We start from the raw sequence: 19,677 nt of genomic DNA, 5'->3' as shown, positions 1-19,677 counted from the left end.
GATGAAAGCAGCCGAGAAGGACGGATTGCAGCAAAGCTCAGCGATGGCGCGGCTGCGTGACCGGCTGCGCAAGCTCTATCACGGACGCACGCCGGCGGCGTTCCGGTTTCAGCTGGTGGCGGTCATCATCGACCTCGCCATCATCGCCTTCTTCGTTGCCACGCCGGTGCTCCAGGACAAGCCGTCATTCCTGTGGCTCGACTATACCGTCGCCGCATTGGTCGCCGCCGACCTGATTGCCCGGCTGTTAGCCTCCAACGACATGCTGCGGCTGATGAAACAGCCGACATCCTGGGTCGATGTCTTCATCCTTCTGACGCTGCTGATGCCGACGGCGCTGGCAAATCTGGCGTTCCTGCGCATCCTGCGGCTGTGGTCGCTGTCGCGCAGCGGCTCGCTGTGGCGGCATTTCGAGATGCGCGGGCTAAGGCCATGGCGCGAGGCGAGCCAGGCGGTCATCAACCTTTTGACGTTTCTCTTCGTCATCACCGGTTTCGTCTACACCTTCTTCTTCCGCTCCGGCGCCGGCCTCGAAAACTATGTCGATGCGCTTTATTTCACCGTTGCCACGGTGACGACGACCGGTTTCGGCGACATCGTGCTGCCGGGAATTGCCGGCAAGCTGACCGCAATCGTCACCATGATCATCGGCATCTCGCTGTTCGTCAGGCTGGCGACAGCGATCTTCCGACCCGCCAAGGTGTTCTTTCCCTGTCCGCAGTGCGGACTGCAACGGCATGAGCCGGACGCCGTGCACTGCAAGGCCTGCGGGCATCTTCTCAACATACCGGATGAGGGGAATTGACCGACCGCTACGAGGCCGCGACCTCGGCCGGCTTTGGCGCCTTGCGCTGCAGGTTGAGCAGGTTGCCCATCAGGATCAGCAGGGCGCCGCCGGCTGTAAAGATGTCGATCTGTTCGCTGTAGAGCAGCCAGCCGATCAGCGCCGACAGTGGCACGCGCAGGAAATCCATCGGTGAAATCACCGTAGCGTCGGCATAGGTGAGGGCACGCGCCATGCAGAAATGCGACGACATGCCGGTGAAGGCAATCAGCAGGATCCATGGCCAGAGTTCGAGCGGTGGGTTGCGCCATTCATAAAGCGCCGGGATCAGGCCGACCACTGACTGGATGATCAGCATCCAGAAGATGATGCGCACGACGCTGTCCGTGCGGGTCAGCGACTTGACCAACACCACCGATACGCCAAAGCACACGGCCGCGCCGAGAACGACGAGGTGACCCGGATCCATGGAGCCGACGCCGGGGCGAACGATGACCACCACGCCGATCAGGCCAAGCACGACCGCCGCAATTTTCGGGCGGGAGAGCCTTTCGCCAAGAAACGCCACCGCCAGGATCGCGGTCCAGATCGGCGTGGTGAATTCGACCGATATGAGGACCGCAAGCGGGATCAGCGTCAGCGCATAGAGCCATGCGGCCTGGCCCGTATAGTGGATGACATTGCGAGCGATATGGGCCAACGGGCGCTGCGTGCGCATTGCAGCGAATCCGCCGCTCATCATCACCAGCGGCAACAGGATGAAGAAGCCGATCACCGAGCGCAGTTCCAGCACCTGGAAGACGTTGAGCTCGGCGGTGGTTGCGCGGCCGGCGACTGACATCGCCAGAAACGAGGCGATCGACAGCGCCATCCAGAACGCGGCTTTGGGGATCGATGGGGAAGGTGCCATAGGCGCTATGTCGCAAGCCGGGACTTCTATCGCAACCGTTAGGCGACGCATTCGACTGGGCCAGACCCGTTGCAAAACAGCCATGCTGGAAGTGGAACCTGACGCAACGGCAGGCGTTGGTTCCCGGTATTGGCCAATTGCTGGACGCATCGTTTCTTCAACATCAACGGGGGAGAGATTCCGATGAAATCATTCGCGCGGTTTCTGCTAGCCGGCTGCCTGCTAACTGCAAGCGCCACGGCCGATGCCGACGAGGCGAATTTTCTCAGCTCCTTGCAAGGGAATTTCTCCGGCAAGGGGACAGTCAAGGTCACCACCGACGCACCGACGGTGAATGTGTCCTGCACCTTCAATTCCGACGCGACCTCGAGTTCATTGTCGCTTGACGGCAATTGCCGTGGTCTTGTCGTGGTGACGCGCGCCATCAGCGCCAATCTGAAGGCCCGCGGGGCGAAGTATACTGGCGTCTATGTCGGGTCGCGCACCGGGCCGGCACAGCTCGCCGGCAGCCGTTCCGGGAACGCGATCAGTCTCGGCATTCGCTGGGCGGCGGAGGTCAATGGCGATCGCAAGGCGCGGTTGACGGTGGAGAAAACCAGCGGCGACGGAATGCGGTTGACCGTTACCGACGTCGATCCGAAAACCGGCAAGAACGTGGTGACGAGCCGCATCGATCTCAAGCGTATCTAAGCCGTCTCACTCCTCGATCGGCTCCGGCGGGTTGGCGTTGCGGCCTTTACCGAAGGTGTAGCCGGTTTCCACCGCCTTCTTGCCGAACTTGTCGCGCAGCGTATCGATGGCGCTTTCGGCCATGGCGCGCTTGCGCGAGCCGACGTCGACGAGATCGGGCGGATCGGCCTTCTCGTCATCCGAGAGATCGCTGACACCGATGCCAAGCAGCCGGTACTTTGTCCCGTCCGCCTCCTTGCGCAACAGCTCGAGCCCGGTCTGGAAAATGCGGTCGGCCAGCCGGGTCGGATCGCCGAGCTGGCGGTTGCGGGTACGCAGCTTGAAATCCTGCGTCTTCAGCTTCAGCACCACGGTGCGCCCGGCAATGCCTGACTTCTTCAGCCGCGCCGAGACCTTTTCCGACAATCCCCTCAGCACTGGAACCAGTTCGCCCATTTCAGCTATGTCGGTGTCGAAAGTGGTTTCGGCCGACACACTTTTCGCATCCTGGTCGGGATCGACACGGCGGTCGTCCTGGCCGCGCGAGAGATGGTAGAGCCGCGTGCCCATCACGCCATAGCGGCGCATAAGATCGGCGCGCTCCATGCGCTGCAACTGGGCGATGCTGCGGATGCCGTCGCGTTCGAGCGTTGCGGCAAAAGCCTTGCCGACGCCCCAGATCAGCGTCACCGGCTGTTCGGCCAGGAAACCCAGCGCCTCGGCTTCGCCGATCACCGAAAAGCCGCGCGGCTTGCGGAAATCGGAGGCAACCTTGGCCAGGAACTTGCAGTAGGAAAGGCCGGCCGAAACGGTGATGCCGATTTCCTTTTCGACGGTCTGCGCAAAGCGCGCCAGCACCACCGCCGGCGGCATGCCGTGCAGGCGCTCGGTGCCGGCAAGGTCGAGAAACGCCTCATCGATGGAGAGCGGTTCGACCAGCGGCGTGAGCGCCTGCATCAAGGCGCGGACATCGCGGCCGACGCGGACGTATTTCTCCATATTGGGCGGGATGACGACCGCTTCCGGACAGGCTTCGAGCGCCTTGAACATCGGCATTGCCGAGCGCACCCCCTTGATGCGGGCGATGTAGCAGGCGGTGGAGACGACACCGCGCTTGCCGCCGCCGATGATCAGCGGCTTGTCCTTCAGCGCCGGATTGTCGCGCTTTTCGATCGCCGCATAGAAGGCGTCGCAATCGATATGCGCCAGATGCAGCTGGTAGAGCTCGGGATGGCGGGTGAGTCGAGGGCTGCCGCAACGCTCACAGCGCCTGGTATCGCTGCGCTGAAAGGTCAGGCAGTCGCGGCAAAAACCGTGCTCGGGATTGTTGACAGGGGCCGCCATCGCTGCGAACATAAAGAGAACAGATGCAATGGTACGTCAGGACGGAAGCCGCCACAAGCGGTTAGCCGGGAGAGAACTCATGAGCACCACCATAGCGCCGCTGGCGTCTGGCCTGTGGGCGGCTTTCGAGGATCTTTTCGGCAAGCAGGGCGCCTGTTACGGCTGCTGGTGCACGCATTTCCGGATGGCGCCGGCGGTCCGACGGGCCAGCGACAAGCAGCGCAACAAGGATCATATCAAGGCGCGTATCGAGGCCGGGCCGCCGCCGGGGCTTTTGGCCTTCGAGGACGGCCAGGCGGTCGGCTGGATGCAGATCGGTCCACGCGCCGACGTGCCCGAATGGAACAATCGGGGCCGGGGCTCGGCACCGGTCGATCCAACCGACGCCGTAGATCCCGGCGTCTGGGCCATCTCCTGCTTCTTCATCCGCGCCAGCGCGCGCGGCCGGGGCGTCAGCCACCGCCTGGTCGAGGGCGGCATCGCTTTTGCCCGCCAGAACAAGGCGCGGCTGGTCGAGGCGTGTCCGATCGACGTGTCGCGCGATTCGCGTTCGATCGGACTGTTCGTCGGCTCGTCGCGTGTGTTCGAAAAGGCCGGCTTCGAGCGGCTCCTCGAACGCAAGGCCGGCCGGCCGCTGATGCGGCTTGTGCTGTAGGCGGCAGCAATCCATAGGTCTTGTCTTGCGGCTGTGATGGTATTTTCCTACCAGTGGTAGAAGCGGTTTTGACGACTGCAATAAAGTGGAGGATCGATATGAAGCGCGTTTTGCCATTCGCTTTGCTTCTAGCCTGCAGTGCGCCGGCGCTTGGGCAGACGGTCGACAGCGAGGGCGCCAAGCAGCTTACCGACAATCTGGCGCGCTATTTCAGCAAGAAGCCGTTCGAGATCGGATTTCTGAAGGTCTCGGTCGAAGGCGACGCCTACAAGCTCGCATTCGATTTCAAGCCCGTCGTGGAACTCTTGGCAAAACAGGATGGCCTGAAGCTCGATCTCACCCCTTATACGCTGTTGACCAAACCACGCAGCGATGGCGCGTGGGATGTCTCAGGCAATCTGGCGCCGGAAGGGTCGATGGAGTTCAACGGCCCTCAGGGGCCGCAAAGCATGAAGATGTCTATCAAGGGCGGGAAGTTCGTTGGTGTCTACGATCCCGAGTTGGCGGCTTTCAGCAGCGCCACGTCGTCACTTGAAGGCATGAATATGACGTCGCAGGACGCCAGGCAGCGCACGGAGATGAGTTCTGGTGCTGGAACCGCCACAATGAGCGCTACCAAGGGCGCAAATGGCGGTGTCGATTTTAGCATGGTTCAGACGATTGCCGATTTTGCAGAGGTCATCACGATCGACAACCCCAACAGCGGGCAGAAAATCCCGCTGACGGTCAAGTCGCCCGAATTTTCGGTCGACGCGAAAGGCAAGGGGCTGCGCACGAAGCCTATTCTGGACCTGTTGGCTTTCGCCGTGGCCAATGAGGACGAGGCGAAACTGAAAGCCGATCAGGCGGAGCTCAAGTCGCATCTTCTGACCGCGCTGCCGATATGGGAGCGGATTGATGGGGCTTACAGTCTCAAGGATTTCAGCGTCGGCAGCCCGATCGGCAGTTTCGGCGCAGCAACACTCGGCATCGCCTTCGGCATGGACGGTGTCTCGCGCAACGGGACGATCAGCTACGGGATCAAAGCGTCTGGGCTCTCGGTACCGCAAAATCTTGTTCCAGCCTGGAGCGTCGCGCTGTTGCCCACCGACATCGACCTCAATTTCGGTGGGGCCAACATCGATCTCGACACAATGGCCAAGAAGGCTATCGAGGCCTTCGATCTCAACAACAACCCGCCGCTTTCGGCGGATTTCGGCGACGGCGTGAAGAAAGATTTTCTGGCGAACGGCCCCAAGATCCTCATCGGCCACAGCACGGTCAAGGGCGGCGGTGCCGAAATCGGGCTGGAGGGCGATATGACGTTTCCCGATGGCGAGAAGCCCGATGCCAACGTGACGATCGACGTGACCGGCTACGACAAGATCGTGGCAAGCCTGCAGGAGGCGGCGAAGACCGACCCGCAGGCCTCACAGGCTTTTACCGGCGCCTTGGCCATCAAGGGATTTGCCAAGACGCTGCCGGATGGCCGTATCGAATGGGTGATCAACGCCAGGCACGATGGGTCGGTGACGGTCAACGGCGCCATGCTGAAGGGGCCGGATCCGGTCGTGGAAGACAACACCGATCAGGATGCGATCCCTGGCGAGGGCAACAATGGCGGAGCAGGGGCGAAGCTGCAGCCTTGATCGCCAAGCTTGGAGGCGCTTGGGCTTAAAGCCCGAGCGCGCTCGCGATCTTCGGCGCGGCCTCGTGCCAGTCCTCGACGGAGATGATGTCGTCCGGCACCGGCGGCAGGAAGGCGCGCAGCGAATTGTCGGCCATCAGGTGGAAGAGATGGGCGTCGGCAACCGAGTTGCGTGCCGAGATGAGGTTGGCGGGCTGGTCGTCGACAAAGGCTACCGGCCGGCCGTTCTTGCCGCGCAGTTTCGCCACCGCCGGTCCCTTGGCCATTTCGGTGGTCAACAGCGGATAGGGCAGACCGAGCGCATCGAGATGGGCGCGGCGGGCGGCGCGATGCCGGTGCGGCATGGCGGTCAAAAGGACGATCTCGGCGCGGTCGCCAAGGCTGGCAAGCGCTTGTTCGGCACCATCGGTGACGCTCTGCCAGTCGGCCTGCGTATCGAAGAAATCTCCGAGAAGTGCCGTCACCTCCGGCTGTTCGATCAGCCGGCCGCTCGCCGTTTCGGCAATGTTGCCGGTGAGACGGAAGGAGGCCAGGGTCAGGCCGAAGCCGCGCGATTTCAGGAAATGCGGAAACGGCCGGATGAATTCGAGCACGACATCGTCGACATCGAGGATCAGCAGAGGCCGGTCGTCGGCTGCAAGTTCGGCGATCTGGCGTGCCGTCTCGGGATCGTCGCTCATATCGAATGCTCATGGTCGTCGCCGCCAAGAGGCAGCGCGCGCAACGCCTTGCCGACTGAGGCCGGCGGAGTGTCGGTTTCCTCGGCAAAGCGCAGCAAGGTCGGCTCGTGGGCGAGGATGAACTGCAGCACGCCGGCAAGGAATCCCGGTTCGGCCGCGGCGCGGCGGATCGCGGACGCCTCAATGCCGGTGATGGCCAGGAAGCGCGGCAGGAGTTCGGGGTCGGCGGCGACGAAGCCCAGTGCCTTCACGGCAATGGTTTCCGCTTCCTCGCGCATTGACGCTGCGTTTGCCATCACTACTTTCTCGTTGCGGAAATGAGTCTCTTTTCCGCAGTAATCGCAAGCGTCGCCTGCGGCAAGCCACAGCCCCGATCCAATGTGGTTTTCGAGGTGGAATCCGAATGGCTTTTGCCGCTTCGGGTTTGCATTTCGTCAATCATATTGCCTTAAGAGTGAGCGAGGGTTTGGTGTGCTTCGACAAAGGCGCATAGCGGCAGGGCTTCGGGCAGAAGCCTGGCCGGGACGGGAAATCGATGCCTAAGAAGGTCATGATCGTCGAGGACAACGAGCTCAATATGAAGCTCTTTCGCGACCTCATCGAAGCCAGCGGTTATGAAACGGTGCGCACGCGCAACGGGCTCGAGGCGCTCGATCTGGCGCGCCAGCACAGGCCCGACCTGATCCTGATGGACATCCAGCTGCCCGAAGTGTCGGGGCTGGAAGTGACGAAATGGCTGAAGGAAGACGACGACCTCCATTCCATTCCGGTCATCGCCGTCACCGCCTTCGCCATGAAGGGCGACGAGGAACGCATTCGCCAGGGCGGTTGCGAGGCCTACATCTCCAAGCCGATCTCGGTGCCGCGTTTCATCGAGACCATCAAATCCTATCTCGGTGATGCCTGATGCCTGATGCCTTCAGCCGGAGCCTTGTGACATGACCGCGCGGATCCTCGTCGTCGACGACATCCCTGCCAATGTCAAACTTCTCGAGGTTCGGCTGCTGGCCGAATATTTCGAGGTGTTGACGGCCTCCAACGGGCCGGACGCGATCGAGGCCTGCGAAAACGGCAAGGTCGATGTCGTGCTGCTCGACGTGATGATGCCCGGCATGGACGGGTTCGAGGTCTGCAAGCGGCTGAAAAGCGATCCGGCGACCGCGCATATACCGGTGGTCATGGTGACCGCGCTGGGCCATGTTGCCGACCGGGTGCGCGGCCTCGAGGCAGGCGCCGACGACTTTCTCACCAAGCCGGTCAACGATCTGCAACTGATGACGCGGGTGAAGAGCCTGGTCAGGCTGAAGTCGCTGACCGACGAGCTGCGGCTGCGCGCATCGACCACCCGCAACATCGGCATCGAGGCGCTGTTGAGCCGCAGCTTCGCGTCGGAGGACGCCACGCCGAAGGTGCTGTTGATCGACGAGCGCAAATCGTCGGTTGAGCGCATCCAGAACATGCTGCGCGGCAGCGCCGAGCTCGACATTGCCACCGATCCGCATGCCGGCTTCTTCCAGGCCGCCGAGGCGCCCTATGAGTGCGTGCTGATCTCGACCGGTTTTACCGATTTCGATCCGCTGCGGTTGTGTTCGCAATTGCGTTCGCTCGACCGCACCCGCTTCCTGCCGATCATCCTGATTGCCGACGAAGGCGAGGAGGGCCGCATCATCAGAGGCCTCGAACTCGGCATCAACGACTATCTGATGCGGCCGATCGACCAGCAGGAGCTGACGGCGCGGCTGCGCACGCAGGTGCGCCGCAAGCGCTACAATGACCAGCTGCGCGCCAGCGTCACCCAGACCATAGAGATGGCGGTGACCGACGCATTGACCGGGCTGCACAACCGCCGCTACCTCGACAGCCATTTGCAGACGCTGTTCGACCGCGCCGTGGCGCGGCGGCGGCCTCTGTCTGTGATGATCACCGATCTGGACCGCTTCAAGACCGTCAATGACTCGCATGGCCATGATGGCGGCGACGATGTGCTGCGCGAGTTCGCAAGGCGGCTGCGCAAGAACGTCAGGGGCATGGACCTTGCCTGCCGCTTCGGCGGCGAGGAATTCGTCGTTGTGATGCCGGACACGGACGGCGCGGTGGCGGAGAAGGTTGCCGAGCGCATTCGCGCCGAAATCGCCCAGCTGCCCTTTGCCATCGGCCCTGAAGGCAAGGCGATCGAAGTCACGGTCAGCGTCGGCGTGTCATCGGTTCTGAAGGGCGGGGACACGGTCGCGGCGTTGATGAAACGTGCCGACGTGGCGCTCTACGAAGCCAAAAGTGGCGGCCGCAACCGGGTCGTCGCCAAGGCAGCGTAGGCTAGGCCACCGATTATGCAGTCAATCGGACAGGGTTAGGAATTTACCTTAATCCAAGCGATTCGGCAGGCTTGGTTAAGAAACTATTGATTTTCAAACATTGTTGCGCAAATGTGCGGTGCAAGAACAAGGGCGATGCGGGCACGAGGGTAGACAGCCGCATCGCTTCGCCGAATACCCCATGATGCTCAGGTCCGCCGCATCTCCTGGGTCCGTGGGGTCGGCCGGCCGGCGCTGGCACATAGTGGCCTCCTCGTACCGCTGCCATACGCCGACCGGCCCCCTTTTTTGCCAAAAAATGAGATGAGCACTTCGCGCCAAACAGCGGAGGGGTCTGGCTTTTCGGGGCCTTGAATCAAAAACGCCGCCCGAAGGGGCGGCGCTTTTGACAGAGCGTATGAAAACCAGATTACTTGATCTTGGTTTCCTTGAACTCGACATGCTTCTTGGCGACCGGGTCGTATTTGCGGAACGACAGCTTGTCGGTCTTGGTACGGCTGTTCTTGCTGGTCACGTAGAAGAAACCGGTGTCGGCGGTCGACAGAAGCTTGATCTTGATGTTTGCGGCTTTGGCCATTGTATCAGTCCGTTATGTTCGTGGGGTTTTGGCCGCTGGAGCGGGGGAAAACACCCGGACGCGGGAAACTTGGCGCGACACATAAAGAACGTGCCCGGAAAGTCAAGCCCGACGCCTTGCCATGTCGTAAGCACATGAGTTGTCCGGATTAGGTAGCACATGGTTGTCCGGTTTTATCACCGGCTCGATGGAGGCTGAGGCTCAGGGCGTTCGAATCTTGAAAAGCCAAGCAATTGGCTTTTCGTCCGCTACGAGGCCGCTTCTCACCCCACGAGGAGAGAAGGTAAGGTCGCTGTTGCTCGCCCTCTGCGGGGCCGGATTTCTAGGCTTCTTCCTTAACTGGAAGCGCTTTCTTCCAGTCCCCGGTGGTGTTCCACCGGCGATTCGGATTGGCGCGGTCGTCCAGGCCCTTGGAGCGGCTGGCGAGGATCGGCTGGATGCGGATCACCGGCTCCTGGTAGGAATGCGCCTGGAAAATCGCCTCGACGACGCAGGCGGCGAGCACCTGGTCGTCGGGCAACTCGAACGAGACCTCGACGGTGCCGGGGCGGCGGCGCAGTTCGGTTTCGACGCCGGCGGCTGCACCTTCCAGCGGTCGGTAGCGTTCGATGCCGTGCGCCGTTTGATAGGCGTTGCGGTCGTATTTGCCCATTGCCAGCGGCGCGATCGCGACCACGGCGTCCATGATGCGGTCGACATCGGCTGCCGGGGCCTGGAAGCTGACAAGCAGCAGAAGCGTCATGCGCAGAGATGTGGTTTCAAAGCCGCTGTCGATCATCGCCGTATCCTCAAACTCGGGTTTTTTGGGACACCCTTTTAGCTGAGGTCTCCTGACACGGTTCTGTCAGCAGCGGCGACGTCCCGTCAGGATTGCGCAGGCTGGCGACGGACAGGCTACCAGATCTTGCGGACCAGCCTGGCGCTGACCAAGGCGATATAGGCGGCAAAGAACAGGCCGAGCGACCAGCCGAAGCCGGAGGGCCCGAAGGCATCCATGCCGATGCCGATCGCCTGCGGGCCAAGCACCATGCCGACGCCGTAGCAGAGCACGAAGGCGGCGTTGGCCGAGGCCAGTTCATGGCCGGAGAGCTGCGAGCCCAGATGGGCAAGGCCGATCGTGTACATGGCGGCCACCACGCCGCCCCAGACGAACAGAAGCGCCGCCATCAGGTGCCAATTGCCGGCGAAGAACGGCATGAAGATGGTGCCGGCAAGTCCGACCGTGGCGCAGGCCAAAAGCAGATAGCGGCGGTCTGAGACGCGGTCACTGATCATGCCGATAGGGATCTGCAACAGCACGTTGCCGAGGCCGATCATGGTGAGCAGGAGGGCTGCATCCGCCTCGGAATAGCCGATGCGGTTGCCATAGACGGGGAACAGCGCAAAGCCGCCGGTCTCGACAGCGCCGAACACCAGCACGGCGGCGGTCGCTGTCGGCACTAGCCAGACGTAGCGCAGGAAGTTGCTGGTTTCGCCGTCAACCACGATTGTGGGACTTTCATTCCGTGCGGCCAGCACCGGGATTGCGGCCAGCGCGACCAGGACGATGATGACGCCAAACGGCAAGAAGCCGGTGCTGCCGATATGGGCGAAGATCCATGGCCCGGCGGCGAAGCCGAGCGACAGCACTGTGGCGTAGATGCCGAGCACCAGGCCGCGCCGGCGCGGCGGCGCCGAGGTGCTGATCCAGAATTCCGACAGGATGAACAGCACCGTCAGCGCGATGTGCAGCACGATGCGTAGTGGGAACCACATCCAGAAGTCCGGCGCGAAGTGGAAGCCGACAAAGGCGAGCGCGCCGGCGGCGATCATGGCGATCATCGTCCAGGCGACGCCGAAGCGCATCGCCAGCGGCGTGGCCAGCGGGGCGCCGGCGATCGAGGCGAGGCCGGCGACCGCGGTGTTGAGGCCGATCATCGATGCCGAGTGGCCGCGGCTCTCGAGAATAACGCTGAGCAGCGGCATGCCGAGGCCTATGGCGATGCCGACGACGCTGATTGACGAGATCGCGGCGATCATCGGTAGCCAATGTACGCGCTCGTCGCCCTCTTGCTGGGTATCGACCGTCATGTGATGCCTGAATACTCTGTCTGTTTGATATTGCGTAATTCCGGACGGAAAACCGCGTCACACTTTTCCTGGAATTGCTCTAAAGAATTTCGCGAACGAAGCGGTTGCGGACAAGCCGGTAGAACGGCACGGACCCACCGGGTCGCAGGCGCGGATCGCCGGCAAGCCGCGTCTCCAGCTCCTGCAAGATCGTTCGGGTGATGTCGGGGATATCGGCCTCTCTGGCCTTGGCGAGCGGCAGCCAGACCAGTTCTTCCAGCTCATTGGTCGGGCCGCCACCCGGCAGTTCCACGGCGACATCGCTGCGCCAGGCGCTGAAGAAGCGGGTGTCGAAACGACGCACGCGATTGGGCGGGGTGATGGCGCGGGCAATGAAGCGCAGCGGCGCCAGCGAAGGCTGGACGCCGTGCTCGACAAAGCCCTGCCAGTCGCGTTTGTCGGTTGCGAACGAGCCTTTGCGGCCGATGAGCAGGCCGGCTTCCTCATAAGTCTCGCGGATGGCCGAGAGCGCGATGGCACGGGCCCGCGACGGGCTGATGCGGCCGACGCCGGCGGTCAGCCTGGTTTCTTCCTCCGGAAGCAATGGGGTGGCAACGGCAATGCGGCTGTCGGCCGAATCGGTGCGGCCGCCGGGAAAGACGAACTTGCCGGGCATGAAGGCGTGGCCTGCATGGCGCCGGCCCATCAGCACCAGAATCTCGTCGCCCTCGCGGTCGAGCAGGATCAGGGTGGCGGCATCGCGCGGGCGTTTGGGCAGGCCGCTGTGGGCGGCTGCGCCACGGTCCATCCTGCTGACTTCCGCCTTGGTCATACCTTCCATGCGCAGGACCTAGCGGAAACTTCTGGCAAACGAAAGTGGCCTTTCACGGTCGGCATGTTGCGCCAGGCGACATTGCCCTGACGCAAACTAGGTTCCGGGATGCGGCTCGGTGCCGTCTTTTTCGCCGCCGAAGCCGTGCATATAGAGCGCCCATTGCAGTCCGATGACGGCGCCCTTGACCGGTTGCAGCAGAGCGACCGACAGCACGATGGTCAACGGCACCCAAATGGCGATGTGCTGCCACATGGAGAGCGTCGACGTCGCCTCGACGCCCATGAAGGCGCCGAGAACGATGTGGCCGACGATGACGATGACGAGATAAGCGGGCAGGTCGTCGGCGCGGTGGTGGTGGAACTCCTCACCGCACGCGGCGCATTTGTCGACGCTTTTGGTGAAGCCGGCGAACAACCTGCCTTCGCCGCAATGCGGGCAGCGGCCAAGGGCGCCGCGCTTCATCGCCGTCCACAGCGGGCGGGCGACTCGGCCCGAATGATGTTCGCCGCCGAAAACCTGCTTCTGGATTCTCATTTCGCTTGCCATTATCGTCTCCTGCCGCGCGACCCCGGGCGCGATTGCGACGCGCGGGCGCGGCCTTTTGCCTTGTGAAACGACCGTTTGGAGCCGGGCAGGGGCTTCGGGTCGGTCAGCATCTCGAAACGCATCGCGCCAGCCATAGGCGCCACCTCGATCAGGCGAACCTCGACGCGGTCGGCAAGCTGATAGCCCTTGCCGGTGCGTTCTCCGAACAGCGATCGCGCGGTTTCGTCATATATATAGTAATCGCCATCCAGACTTGACACCGGGATGAAGCCATCTGCGCCAAACTGCGGCAATTGGACAAATAGTCCCGATTTGGTGACGCCCGAAATGCGGGCGTCGAAGCGGTCGTCGATGCGCTCGGCGAGGTAGGCAGCGATCAGCCGGTCGACGGTGTCGCGCTCGGCCGCCATGGCGCGGCGCTCGGTGCCGGAGATCAGCACCGCGACGTCTTCCAGCCGCGTCTCTTCGTCCTGCGTCAGCCCGCCGGGGCCGAGCCCAAGTGCGGCAATCAGCCCGCGATGCACGATCAGATCGGCATAGCGGCGGATCGGCGAGGTGAAATGCGCGTATCGCTTCAGGTTGAGGCCGAAATGGCCGATGTTCTTGGGCGAATATTCGGCCTGACTCTGCGAGCGCAGCACCACTTCGTTGACCAGCCCCTCATTGTCGGCGCCACGCACGCGCTCGAGAATGCCGTTGAACTGGGCGGGCCGCATCTGCGCGCCACGCGCCAGCGACAGGCCGAGCGTCTGCAGGAACTCGCGCAGCGATTCCTGCTTGGCCAGCGACGGCGCATCGTGGACGCGGTAGACCAGCGCCTGCTTCTTCGCTTCCAGCGTTTCGGCGGCGGCGACATTGGCCTGGATCATGAATTCTTCGATCAGCTTGTGGGCGTCGAGCCGCTCCGGGATGATGACGCGGTCGACGGTGCCGTCCGGCTTGAGCAGGATCTTGCGCTCCGGCAGATCAAGCTCGAGCGGCTGGCGGCCATCGCGGCCGCGCTTGAGGATGGCGTAGGCGTCCCACAGCGGCTTCAGCACCGTATCGAGGATCGGGCCGGTCTTGTCGTCAGGAAGGCCGTCTATCGCGGCCTGGGCCTGTGGATAGGCGAGCTTTGCCGCCGATTTCATCATGACGCGGTGGAAGGTGTGACGCAGCTTGCGGCCATCGGCGGCAAAAATCATGCGCACGGCAAGCGCGGGACGGTCCTGGCCTTCGCGCAGCGAGCACAGGTCGTTGGAGATGCGCTCTGGCAGCATCGGCACGACGCGGTCGGGGAAATAGACAGAATTGCCGCGTTTCAGCGCCTCGCGATCGAGTGCGGTGCCATAGCGGACATAGGCTGCAACATCGGCGATCGCCACCGTGGCGATCACGCCGCCGGGGTTCTTCTCGTCGAGGTCGGGCGTGGCGAAGACGGCGTCGTCATGGTCCTTGGCGTCGGCCGGGTCGATGGTCACCAGCGGCAGGTCGCGCCAGTCCTCGCGGTGAGCAAGCGTCGCCGGTTTTACCGCCTCGGATTCGGCGATGACGTCGGCCGGGAAGATATGCGGAATGTCGTGCGCGTGGATGGCGATCATCGAGACCGCCTTTTCGCTGGTCAGTGAGCCCAGCACCGCCAGCACTTTTGCGCGCGGCAAACCATACCGGGAGGCCCGCGCGGGCTCGACCTCGACAAGGTCGCCGTTCCTGGCGCCGTTCTGGAATTCCTTGTCGACGATCAGTTCGGGCTGGCGACGTTCGACCGGCTCGATGCGGAAGGTGCCGTCCTGAAGGATGCGAAACACGCCGAGCACGGCATCGGTGCGCTTCTCGAAAATCTTCATCACGCGGCCGGTATAGGCAGGCCCGGTCGCATCGTCGGTCGGGAAGGTCTTGGCCAGCACACGGTCGCCGATGCCCGGCTGCGGGCCATTGCCGCCGCGCGAGACGCGGATCGAGACGACGGGCGGTTCGCCGGTGCCTACGGGCTCGGCAGGATGCGCCAGCAGGATGCCGTCGCCGTCGCGGCCAAAAATGTCGAGTACGGCGACATGCGACAAGGCGCCGACACGGGCCAGCCGCTTGCGCTCCTTGGTCAGGATGCCTTCGTCCTGCAGGTCGCGCAGGATGTCCTTCAGCCAGATGCGGTCGTCGCCGCGCAAGGCAAACGCCTTGGCGATGTCGCGTTTTCCCGCGCGGTCGGGGTTCTCGGCGATGTAGCGCAGGATTTCGTCACGCGAAGGCCTGTAGTCGTCCTTGACCTTGGCCCTCGTGTCGGCGGTGCGCGGATCGCCGTGGCTTCTACCGGTGATCCTGCGCGCCACGCTGCTATCCCTTTTTCTTCGCCGCCGGCTTCTTGGTCGCCGATTTCTTGGCTGTGGTTTTCTTGCCAGTGGTTGTTTTGGCAGTGGTTTTCTTGGCTGTGGGGGCCTTGGCGGCTGCCGCCTTGCGGAACGGCTTCTTGCCGCCGCCCTTGGCTTCCTTCTCGGCAATCAGCGCCACCGCGTCCTCGACGGTCACCGACTGCGGATCCTTGCCCTTGGGCAGTGTCGCGTTGACCTTGCCGTAGTTGACATAGGGCCCGTATTTGCCATCGCGCACGACGATCTTGCCGCCGCCATCGGGATGGTCGCCGAGTTCCTTCAGCGCCGCCGCGGTGCCGCCATTGCGGCCGCCCTTGCCCTTCAGCTGCTTCTCGGCGATCACGGTGACAGCGCGGTTGAGGCCGATCGAGAACACATCCTCTATGCTGTCGACATTGGCATAGGTGCCATCATGCAAAACGAATGGACCATAGCGGCCAAGCCCGGCGGAGATCATCTTGCCGGATTCAGGATGCTTGCCGATATCGCGCGGCAGCGACAGCAGCGCCAGGGCCTTTTCATGGTCGATCGACTCGGGCGTCCAGCCCTTGGGCAGGCTGGAGCGCTTGGCTTCCTTGCCGTCGCCGCGCTGGATATAAGGACCGAAGCGGCCTGAGCGCAGCGTGATTTCCTCTGCCGTGTAGGGATCGTTGCCGAGCACCTTGGTGCCGTCCTCGCCGCCGCCATTCTCGCCATTTGGGTTGGCGGCATCGCCGAGTTGGCGGGTAAAGGAACATTCCGGATAATTGGAGCAGCCGACGAAGGCGCCGAACTTGCCAAGTTTCAGCGACAGATTGCCGGAGCCGCATTTTGGGCAGATGCGGGGATTCGAGCCATCCTCCCGCGCGGGGAACACCAACGGCGCCAGTTCCTCGTTCAGCGCATCGAGCACGTCGGTGACGCGCAGTTCCTTGATGTCGGCGACGGCGCCGGAAAAGTCTTTCCAGAAGTCGCGCAGCACGTCCTTCCAGGCGAGCTTGCCGTCGGAAATCTCGTCAAGCTTTTCCTCGAGTGAGGCCGTAAAGTCGTATTCGACATAGCGCTCGAAGAAGCTTTCGAGGAAAGCCGACAGCAGCCGGCCCTTGGCCTGCGGCACCAGCCGGCGCTTGTCGATGGTGACGTAGTCGCGGTCTTCCAACGTCTTCAGGATCGCGGTGTAGGTCGACGGACGGCCGATGCCGAGCTCTTCCAGCTTCTTGATCAGCGACGCCTCGGAGTAGCGCGGCGGCGGCTCGGTGGTGTGCTGGGTGGCATTGATCGCCTGACGGGCCAGCTGCTCGCCGGCACGGATCTCGGGCAGACGACGGTTTTCCTCGTCTTCGGCGTCGTCGTCCTTCTGGTCGGTGTAGGCGGCGATGAAGCCGTCGAAGCGAACGACGGAACCGACGGCGCGAAGCTCCGCGGTGCGAGCGCCATTGACCGCCTCGATTTCGACCGTGGTACGCTCGATCTCGGCCGACTGCATCTGGCTGGCGATGGCGCGCCTCCAGATCAATTCGTAAAGCCGCAGCTGGTCGGAATCGAGATACTGCCTGACCGAAGCCGGCGTGCGCATGAAATCGGTCGGGCGGACCGCCTCGTGCGCTTCCTGGGCATTCTTGGCCTTGGCTGTGTACTGGCGCGGCTTTTCCGGGAGGTATCTTGGGCCGAATTCCTTGGCGATGGTGTCGCGGGCGGCGTCAATCGCCTCCGGCGCCATCTGCACGCCGTCGGTTCGCATATAGGTGATCAGGCCGGTGGTCTCGCCGCCGATCTCCATGCCTTCATAGAGGCGCTGCGCCACCTGCATGGTGCGCGTCGCCGAAAAGCCGAGGCCCGACGATGCCGCCTGCTGCAGCGTCGAAGTGGTGAAGGGCGGGCCAGGATTGCGCCGCGTCGGCTTGGCTTCCACCGACAGAGCCTTGAAGGTCGCGCCTTCGAGCATGCCCTTGATATCGTCGGCCTGCGCCTTGCTGGCGATGTCGAGCTTCTGCAGCTTCTTGCGCTCGAACGCGGTCAGCCGCGCCTCGAAGCTGTCGTTACGTGGCGTGCCGAGGAGGGCAGCGATCTGCCAGTATTCCTCGCGGACGAAACGTTCGATTTCGGATTCGCGGTCGCAGACCAGGCGCAGCGCCACCGACTGGACGCGGCCGGCGGAACGGGCGCCCGGCAATTTGCGCCACAGCACCGGCGACAGCGTGAAGCCGACGAGATAATCGAGTGCGCGGCGAGCCAGATAGGCATCGACCAATGGCGCATCGATCTGGCGCGGATTGGCCATCGCTTCCAGCACCGACGACTTGGTGATGGCATTGAAGACGACGCGGCTGACCGGCTTGTCCTTCAACACGCGCTTCTGCTTGAGCACCTCCAGCACGTGCCAGGAAATGGCTTCGCCCTCGCGATCCGGATCGGTGGCGAGGATCAGGCCATCGGCATCCTTGACCGCGTTGGCGATGTCGGTGAGACGCTTTCCGGACGCGGTGTCGACCGCCCAGGACATGGCGAAATCCTCGTCGGGACGCACCGAACCATCCTTGGCCGGCAGATCGCGGACATGGCCGAACGAGGCCAGAACCTTGAAGTTCTTGCCGAGATACTTGTTGATTGTCTTTGCCTTGGCCGGCGATTCGACGACGACGACGTCCATGAGGTCTCATATCAGCTGTGGGGCGGCAGAAGAATTCCGCTGCGTGACGCATTCAATTGGTCGCTCACATGGCCGCGCTTTTGCGATCGGTCAAGGGCAAGCGGCCAAAATGCGGAGGCGTGTGCCGCAATACACTCTTAGAGTGTATGGAGAAGATCACAAAATTTTTGTCTGGGACGGTTCGTGTTTCGAGCCACCGGGAAAGGCGCCGCGACCGGTTCGTGCTGCCCGTAAATGCCGAACTGGCCGCCGGGTCGCTTGGAGCCGGCGGCCAGCCGAGTCCCGCCGATGGCGCGCGGGATAGAGGTTCGGACGATCAGTCGGCCTTGACGATGTGCCAGACTTCGCCGACGCCGTCGCCGGTGATGTCACCGGCCTTCTTGTCCTTGATGAAGGTGTAGACCGGCTTGCCGTCATAGGCCCACATCTTGGTGCCGTCAGTGCGGTCGACGATGGTCCATTCGTCGTCCGCCTTGGCGCCGTCCTCGGCCTTCAGCGGCGGCCAGTTGGTGGCGCATTTGTCATAGCAGTTGGTCTTGCCCTTCTCGTCCTTGTCATAGGTATAGAGCGTCATGCCGTTGGCATCGGTGTAGATCTTGGTGCCAGCGACTTCCGCTTCCTTCCACGCTTCGGCGGCGAAGGATGCGGCGGTGCTGAGCAGAAGGGCGGCCAGGCCGACGGTGATCGTTTTCATGGAAATCTCCCTGGTGATCCGACGAAGCGCGCAGAAATCGCGGCTTCGCTATGTGAACGTTCGGCGAGGGACATTTCTTCCCCGGCTTGGTCAACTTGGGATTGGCCGACAACAATTCGTCCGGCCGGATCGTATCTGTAGCCAAATTCCACACGATGGTGATTGGCGAACACGATTTTGCGTCGCTATATCGGCGCCAAGGAATCTGGGGTTCTGGAATGCCATTGGACATCGGCTATGTCAGCGCGGTCGGAGCGGGGGCGATCTCGTTCCTGTCGCCTTGCGTGCTGCCGCTGGTGCCGCCCTATCTCTGCTACATGGCCGGCGTGTCGGTCGACGACTTTCGCGGTGGCGGTGCCGGCGTCGCGGCCAAGGCCGGCGCCCGCGGCGCGCTCATCTATTCCTCGCTCGCCTTCGTACTCGGTTTCTCCACCGTGTTCGTGGCGCTCGGCGCCGGCGCCTCGACCATCGGCCACTGGCTGCGCGTCTGGCAGGAACCGCTGGCGATGGCTGCCGGCGTGCTGATCATCCTGATGGGGCTGAATTTCCTCGGCATCTTGCGCATCCCGCTTTTGTCGCGCGAGGCGCGCTTTCAATCGCAGGGCAAGCCTGCCAGCATGGTCGCCGCCTATGTCATGGGGCTGGCCTTCGCCTTTGGCTGGACGCCGTGCATCGGCCCGGTGCTGGGGCCGATCCTGACCTTGGCCGGCGGCCGCGAGACGGTGGGCGAGGGCGCTCTTCTGCTTGCCGCCTATTCGCTTGGCCTCGGCATTCCGTTCCTGATTGCTGCCCTGTTCTCCGGCGCCTTCATGCGCTTCCTCGGCAGGTTCCGCGTCCATCTCGGCCGCGTCGAAAAAGCCATCGGCGCGCTGCTGGTCGTCGCCGGCGTGTTCTTCCTCACCGGCGGCGTGCAGACGGTGTCCTACTGGCTGCTGGAGAATTTTCCGGTGCTGGGCCGGCTGGGGTAGCGATCCGCTGATCGAGAGTGAACTGCCTCATCACCTCACCGGAATTTAACCCC

The 19,677-nt window shown here is 63.1% G+C and carries 19 protein-coding genes; 7 read left to right on the top strand and 12 right to left on the bottom strand.

The features are described 5' to 3' along the window. Nucleotide 1: 1 nt before the first annotated feature. Nucleotides 2-805 carry a potassium channel family protein gene (locus ACYG97_RS10635; RefSeq protein WP_023667582.1) on the top strand — a complete coding sequence of 268 codons (804 nt, stop codon included), beginning with the start codon at nucleotides 2-4 and terminating at the stop codon, nucleotides 803-805. A 7-nt stretch (nucleotides 806-812) separates the two neighbouring features. Here the strand turns inward: ACYG97_RS10635 and ACYG97_RS10630 are convergent, their stop codons facing one another. Beyond that, a complete protein-coding gene (locus ACYG97_RS10630; RefSeq protein ID WP_023681579.1) occupies nucleotides 813-1,694 on the bottom strand; it encodes a DMT family transporter in 882 nt (293 codons plus the stop codon). A gap of 183 nt (nucleotides 1,695-1,877) precedes the next feature. On the opposite strand from ACYG97_RS10630, the gene ACYG97_RS10625 reads away from it, so the two are divergent. Continuing rightward, nucleotides 1,878-2,384, top strand: a complete 507-nt coding sequence (locus tag ACYG97_RS10625; RefSeq protein ID WP_023688308.1) for a hypothetical protein — start codon at nucleotides 1,878-1,880, stop codon at nucleotides 2,382-2,384. Nucleotides 2,385-2,390: 6 nt separating this feature from the next. Here ACYG97_RS10625 and ACYG97_RS10620 read toward each other — a convergent pair whose 3' ends face one another. After that, nucleotides 2,391-3,719, bottom strand: a complete 1,329-nt coding sequence (locus tag ACYG97_RS10620) for a DNA polymerase IV (RefSeq protein ID WP_023734461.1) — start codon at nucleotides 3,717-3,719, stop codon at nucleotides 2,391-2,393. A 67-nt stretch (nucleotides 3,720-3,786) separates the two neighbouring features. Between ACYG97_RS10620 and ACYG97_RS10615 the strand changes: the two genes are divergently transcribed. Both ACYG97_RS10615 and ACYG97_RS10610 read left to right on the top strand, forming a co-directional pair. Further along, nucleotides 3,787-4,362, top strand: coding sequence for a GNAT family N-acetyltransferase (locus ACYG97_RS10615; RefSeq protein ID WP_023734460.1), 576 nt, complete (start codon nucleotides 3,787-3,789; stop codon nucleotides 4,360-4,362). Nucleotides 4,363-4,460: 98 nt separating this feature from the next. After that, nucleotides 4,461-5,990 (top strand): DUF2125 domain-containing protein, encoded by a 1,530-nt coding sequence (locus ACYG97_RS10610; RefSeq protein WP_023734459.1) that lies wholly within the window; start codon nucleotides 4,461-4,463, stop codon nucleotides 5,988-5,990. A 25-nt stretch (nucleotides 5,991-6,015) separates the two neighbouring features. On the opposite strand, the gene ACYG97_RS10605 is transcribed toward ACYG97_RS10610, so the two are convergent. Then, on the bottom strand, nucleotides 6,016-6,669 hold the full coding sequence (locus ACYG97_RS10605) for a hypothetical protein (RefSeq protein WP_023701190.1): 654 nt from the start codon (nucleotides 6,667-6,669) through the stop codon (nucleotides 6,016-6,018). Beyond that, nucleotides 6,666-6,965, bottom strand: a complete 300-nt coding sequence (locus tag ACYG97_RS10600) for a DUF3572 domain-containing protein (protein ID WP_023688310.1) — start codon at nucleotides 6,963-6,965, stop codon at nucleotides 6,666-6,668. Before ACYG97_RS10600 ends, ACYG97_RS10605 begins: the two co-directional genes overlap by 4 nt. 239 nt (nucleotides 6,966-7,204) lie before the next feature. Between ACYG97_RS10600 and ACYG97_RS10595 the strand changes: the two genes are divergently transcribed. Both ACYG97_RS10595 and ACYG97_RS10590 read left to right on the top strand, forming a co-directional pair. Next, nucleotides 7,205-7,576 carry a response regulator gene (locus tag ACYG97_RS10595; RefSeq protein WP_023667574.1) on the top strand — a complete coding sequence of 124 codons (372 nt, stop codon included), beginning with the start codon at nucleotides 7,205-7,207 and terminating at the stop codon, nucleotides 7,574-7,576. Nucleotides 7,577-7,607: 31 nt separating this feature from the next. Continuing rightward, a complete protein-coding gene (locus tag ACYG97_RS10590; RefSeq protein ID WP_023734458.1) occupies nucleotides 7,608-8,981 on the top strand; it encodes a PleD family two-component system response regulator in 1,374 nt (457 codons plus the stop codon). A 409-nt stretch (nucleotides 8,982-9,390) separates the two neighbouring features. Here ACYG97_RS10590 and rpmG read toward each other — a convergent pair whose 3' ends face one another. The 8 genes from rpmG to ACYG97_RS10550 all read right to left on the bottom strand — a co-directional run bounded on the left by rpmG (nucleotide 9,391) and on the right by ACYG97_RS10550 (nucleotide 18,656). Further along, nucleotides 9,391-9,558, bottom strand: coding sequence for a 50S ribosomal protein L33 (rpmG, locus tag ACYG97_RS10585; protein WP_006201775.1), 168 nt, complete (start codon nucleotides 9,556-9,558; stop codon nucleotides 9,391-9,393). Between the two features lie 322 nt (nucleotides 9,559-9,880). After that, nucleotides 9,881-10,336: a YqfO family protein gene (locus ACYG97_RS10580; RefSeq protein WP_023734457.1), complete on the bottom strand. Its 456-nt coding sequence runs from the start codon at nucleotides 10,334-10,336 to the stop codon at nucleotides 9,881-9,883. Between the two features lie 116 nt (nucleotides 10,337-10,452). Further along, nucleotides 10,453-11,628 carry an MFS transporter gene (locus ACYG97_RS10575; protein WP_023734456.1) on the bottom strand — a complete coding sequence of 392 codons (1,176 nt, stop codon included), beginning with the start codon at nucleotides 11,626-11,628 and terminating at the stop codon, nucleotides 10,453-10,455. Between the two features lie 79 nt (nucleotides 11,629-11,707). Continuing rightward, a complete protein-coding gene (locus ACYG97_RS10570; protein WP_023734455.1) occupies nucleotides 11,708-12,448 on the bottom strand; it encodes an NUDIX hydrolase in 741 nt (246 codons plus the stop codon). 87 nt (nucleotides 12,449-12,535) lie between these two features. Next, complete coding sequence (locus ACYG97_RS10565) at nucleotides 12,536-12,988, bottom strand: DUF983 domain-containing protein (protein ID WP_031209414.1); 453 nt, start codon at nucleotides 12,986-12,988, stop codon at nucleotides 12,536-12,538. Further along, complete coding sequence (gene rnr / locus ACYG97_RS10560) at nucleotides 12,988-15,294, bottom strand: ribonuclease R (protein WP_023734454.1); 2,307 nt, start codon at nucleotides 15,292-15,294, stop codon at nucleotides 12,988-12,990. Before rnr ends, ACYG97_RS10565 begins: the two co-directional genes overlap by 1 nt. Before the next feature lie 4 nt (nucleotides 15,295-15,298). Continuing rightward, nucleotides 15,299-17,962: a type I DNA topoisomerase gene (gene topA / locus ACYG97_RS10555; RefSeq protein ID WP_023734453.1), complete on the bottom strand. Its 2,664-nt coding sequence runs from the start codon at nucleotides 17,960-17,962 to the stop codon at nucleotides 15,299-15,301. Between the two features lie 316 nt (nucleotides 17,963-18,278). Beyond that, the gene (locus ACYG97_RS10550; RefSeq protein ID WP_023734452.1) at nucleotides 18,279-18,656 is read right to left on the bottom strand and encodes a COG4315 family predicted lipoprotein; all 378 of its coding nucleotides are present in this window, start codon (nucleotides 18,654-18,656) and stop codon (nucleotides 18,279-18,281) included. 218 nt (nucleotides 18,657-18,874) lie between these two features. Here ACYG97_RS10550 and ACYG97_RS10545 point away from each other — a divergent pair, with 218 nt between their 5' ends. After that, a complete protein-coding gene (locus tag ACYG97_RS10545; RefSeq protein ID WP_023688319.1) occupies nucleotides 18,875-19,624 on the top strand; it encodes a cytochrome c biogenesis CcdA family protein in 750 nt (249 codons plus the stop codon). Nucleotides 19,625-19,677 lie beyond the last annotated feature (53 nt).

Source organism: Mesorhizobium sp. W067 (assembly GCF_054719525.1).
This window is presented reverse-complemented; position numbering and strand designations above follow the sequence as displayed.

What these genes read in the sequence shown, in the direction of transcription:
- ACYG97_RS10635 (WP_023667582.1), top strand. Translation starts at nt 2, where the DNA reads ATGAAAGCAGCCGAGAAGGACGGATTGCAGCAAAGCTCAGCGATGGCG.
- ACYG97_RS10630 (WP_023681579.1), bottom strand. Translation starts at nt 1,694, where the DNA reads ATGGCACCTTCCCCATCGATCCCCAAAGCCGCGTTCTGGATGGCGCTG.
- ACYG97_RS10625 (WP_023688308.1), top strand. Translation starts at nt 1,878, where the DNA reads ATGAAATCATTCGCGCGGTTTCTGCTAGCCGGCTGCCTGCTAACTGCA.
- ACYG97_RS10620 (WP_023734461.1), bottom strand. Translation starts at nt 3,719, where the DNA reads ATGTTCGCAGCGATGGCGGCCCCTGTCAACAATCCCGAGCACGGTTTT.
- ACYG97_RS10615 (WP_023734460.1), top strand. Translation starts at nt 3,787, where the DNA reads ATGAGCACCACCATAGCGCCGCTGGCGTCTGGCCTGTGGGCGGCTTTC.
- ACYG97_RS10610 (WP_023734459.1), top strand. Translation starts at nt 4,461, where the DNA reads ATGAAGCGCGTTTTGCCATTCGCTTTGCTTCTAGCCTGCAGTGCGCCG.
- ACYG97_RS10605 (WP_023701190.1), bottom strand. Translation starts at nt 6,669, where the DNA reads ATGAGCGACGATCCCGAGACGGCACGCCAGATCGCCGAACTTGCAGCC.
- ACYG97_RS10600 (WP_023688310.1), bottom strand. Translation starts at nt 6,965, where the DNA reads ATGGCAAACGCAGCGTCAATGCGCGAGGAAGCGGAAACCATTGCCGTG.
- ACYG97_RS10595 (WP_023667574.1), top strand. Translation starts at nt 7,205, where the DNA reads ATGCCTAAGAAGGTCATGATCGTCGAGGACAACGAGCTCAATATGAAG.
- ACYG97_RS10590 (WP_023734458.1), top strand. Translation starts at nt 7,608, where the DNA reads ATGACCGCGCGGATCCTCGTCGTCGACGACATCCCTGCCAATGTCAAA.
- rpmG (WP_006201775.1), bottom strand. Translation starts at nt 9,558, where the DNA reads ATGGCCAAAGCCGCAAACATCAAGATCAAGCTTCTGTCGACCGCCGAC.
- ACYG97_RS10580 (WP_023734457.1), bottom strand. Translation starts at nt 10,336, where the DNA reads ATGATCGACAGCGGCTTTGAAACCACATCTCTGCGCATGACGCTTCTG.
- ACYG97_RS10575 (WP_023734456.1), bottom strand. Translation starts at nt 11,628, where the DNA reads ATGACGGTCGATACCCAGCAAGAGGGCGACGAGCGCGTACATTGGCTA.
- ACYG97_RS10570 (WP_023734455.1), bottom strand. Translation starts at nt 12,448, where the DNA reads ATGGAAGGTATGACCAAGGCGGAAGTCAGCAGGATGGACCGTGGCGCA.
- ACYG97_RS10565 (WP_031209414.1), bottom strand. Translation starts at nt 12,988, where the DNA reads ATGGCAAGCGAAATGAGAATCCAGAAGCAGGTTTTCGGCGGCGAACAT.
- topA (WP_023734453.1), bottom strand. Translation starts at nt 17,962, where the DNA reads ATGGACGTCGTCGTCGTCGAATCGCCGGCCAAGGCAAAGACAATCAAC.
- ACYG97_RS10550 (WP_023734452.1), bottom strand. Translation starts at nt 18,656, where the DNA reads ATGAAAACGATCACCGTCGGCCTGGCCGCCCTTCTGCTCAGCACCGCC.
- ACYG97_RS10545 (WP_023688319.1), top strand. Translation starts at nt 18,875, where the DNA reads ATGCCATTGGACATCGGCTATGTCAGCGCGGTCGGAGCGGGGGCGATC.